Below are 2,086 nucleotides of genomic sequence, written 5' to 3' on the forward strand. Positions count from 1 at the left end.
TTGGGCACGCACGCGGTGCAGCGCTTGCATGTCAAGTTGCTCGTGGCGTTTGACAGGGACGAAGCGCATCGTTGGGCGCGTTACTGCTTCGGCGATTGCCTCAGCGTCGAGCGTGTCATTCTTGTTCGACTTCAGGTAGGGCTTGACGAATTGGGCCGGGATCAACTTGACGTCGTGGCCGAACGCGATCAGTTTCCTTGCCAGCCAATGGGATCCTGGACAAGCTTCCATGCCCACGCGCGCAGAAGACGCTGTCGCAAAGAACTGTAGCAAGGCGTCGCGACGAAGCTTGATTCTCAGTGTGGGCCGTCCATGCTGGTCGGCTCCGGCGATGTGAAACGTCGTCTTGCCCAGGTCGACACCGTAGACGGCGCAGTTGTGAGGAACGATACGCATGATCATTCTCCGACAGTTTCGGGGCTTCAGTATCCCCCTTCGGGGAAGGGCGGACCATCCTATTAGTGGCCCGGCCCGCGCTGAGACGAGACGTGGTGGATTACGTGGTAAGCCACTACGGATTGACGATGAGGCGGGCCTGTCGGCTCGTGAAGCAACCGCGCAGCGTGCAGTATTACCGGAGTGTCAAAGATCCCCGTCGGGAGCTCCGTGCACGCATGCGCGAGATTGCCCACACGCGTGTGCGCTACGGCTATCGGCGTGTTCACGTGCTGTTGCGCCGCGAGGGCTGGCAGTTGGGCAAGAACCAGGCGTACCGGCTGTATTGCGAAGAGCAATTGCAGTTACGTTCGAAGTTGCCGAAGCGGCGAAAGATGGTTGTGACGCGAGTGGCGAAGATCGTGCCGGCCAAACCGAACGACGCGTGGAGTATGGATTTTTCTATGGTCCACCCGCAAACCGCAAGCGCAGACTGGTGGCGATAGACGACTCGCGTTTATCTATCCGGCCTATAGCGATCCGAACGAATCCGGATCTGGCCTGCATGATGAGGTCGCACGCCTCCGTCCCAATTAGTGGCGCGGCATGATGTCTGCCGGAAGTCCAGACGGGTTTGGGGAAGCGACGGATGGTCGTTTGCGCCATGCTGATTCGCTGCGCGAGTTGCGGAAAGTAACGGCGGTCAGGGGTAGCTATCAGTCTGGTACGGTCAGGTGCGGTAGTGCAGGTTAAACTCTGCGCCACTTCGCATGACAGCCCACGCAATGCGTACGAGTTTGTTTGCCAGTGCGCAGACAGCAACGTGTGCATGCCGGCGTTCGGCGAGTTGCAGTAGCCAGCGCTGGATCGGATCGTTGGGATGCTTGTCTTTCCACACCCATAGCGCGCGGGCGCCCTGTACGAACAGACGACGCAGATAACTATTTCCCCGCTTTGTAATGCCCAGCAAGCGAGGCTTGCCGCCGGTTGTATGCTGTTGTGGCACCAACCCTACCCAGGCGGCGAGATCGCGTGCACGCTTGAACGTTGATGCATTGCCGACTGCGGAGACGATGGCGGTCGATAGCAGGATACCGACGCCTGGAATAGTTTGAAGGCGCCGGCAAAGATCGCTCTCGCGTGCCAGACATTTGAGCCGATCGTTCATCTGTTCAATGGTGGCTTCCGTGCGGTTCCACATGTCGAGCAGCATGCGCCCAAGATCGCGCATCATGGGAGTAAGGCCGGAGTCTTCCTTCTCGAGTAGAGAGGGCAACACAGTGCGAAGCGCATAGAATCCCTGTGCAATCTCGATACCGCGATCCAGCAGCAGTCCGCGAATCTGGTTGGTCAATGCCAGGCGTTGCTGGAGCATGCGTTCGCGGGAGCGATGCAGCGCCTGGACATCCATCTGCTCCTCTGACTTGAGCGGCACAAACCGCATCGTCGGAAGTCGGACAGCTTCGGCAATAGCCTGCGCGTCGTTAAAGTCATTCTTCTGCGATTTGACGAACGGCTTGACGTACTGTGCTGGCAGAAGTTTGACGTCGTGGCCGAAGCCCTGAAATTTGCGGGCCAGATACTGGGCGGATTCAACCGGTCGTCGCAACGCCTTTAATCGGGGAGGTGTTGCGTGGGTCGAATTGCAGGATGGGTATATCAGATAACCGGGCGACGAGCGATGCACTCACCAGGTGCGCCGTCACTTCGA

At 58.8% G+C, this 2,086-nt stretch carries 2 protein-coding genes and 1 pseudogene; 1 reads left to right on the top strand and 2 read right to left on the bottom strand.

Annotation, left to right across the window (positions count from 1 at the left end):
• On the bottom strand, positions 1 to 396 hold a 396-nt coding region (locus tag PKKP23_RS33290), incomplete at its 3' end, for an IS110 family transposase (protein WP_161978208.1).
• Positions 397 to 461: 65 nt separating this feature from the next.
• On the opposite strand from PKKP23_RS33290, the pseudogene PKKP23_RS33295 reads away from it, so the two are divergent.
• Positions 462 to 836: pseudogene (locus PKKP23_RS33295) on the top strand (IS3 family transposase); the annotation flags it as partial.
• 269 nt (positions 837 to 1,105) lie between these two features.
• On the opposite strand, the gene PKKP23_RS33300 reads toward PKKP23_RS33295, so the two are convergent.
• The gene (locus PKKP23_RS33300; protein WP_240659282.1) at positions 1,106 to 1,984 is read right to left on the bottom strand and encodes an IS110 family RNA-guided transposase; all 879 of its coding nucleotides are present in this window, start codon (positions 1,982 to 1,984) and stop codon (positions 1,106 to 1,108) included.
• Positions 1,985 to 2,086 lie beyond the last annotated feature (102 nt).

It is taken from the genome of Paraburkholderia kururiensis JCM 10599 = LMG 19447 (assembly GCF_003986935.1).
Classification (GTDB): Bacteria; Pseudomonadota; Gammaproteobacteria; order Burkholderiales; family Burkholderiaceae; genus Paraburkholderia; species Paraburkholderia kururiensis.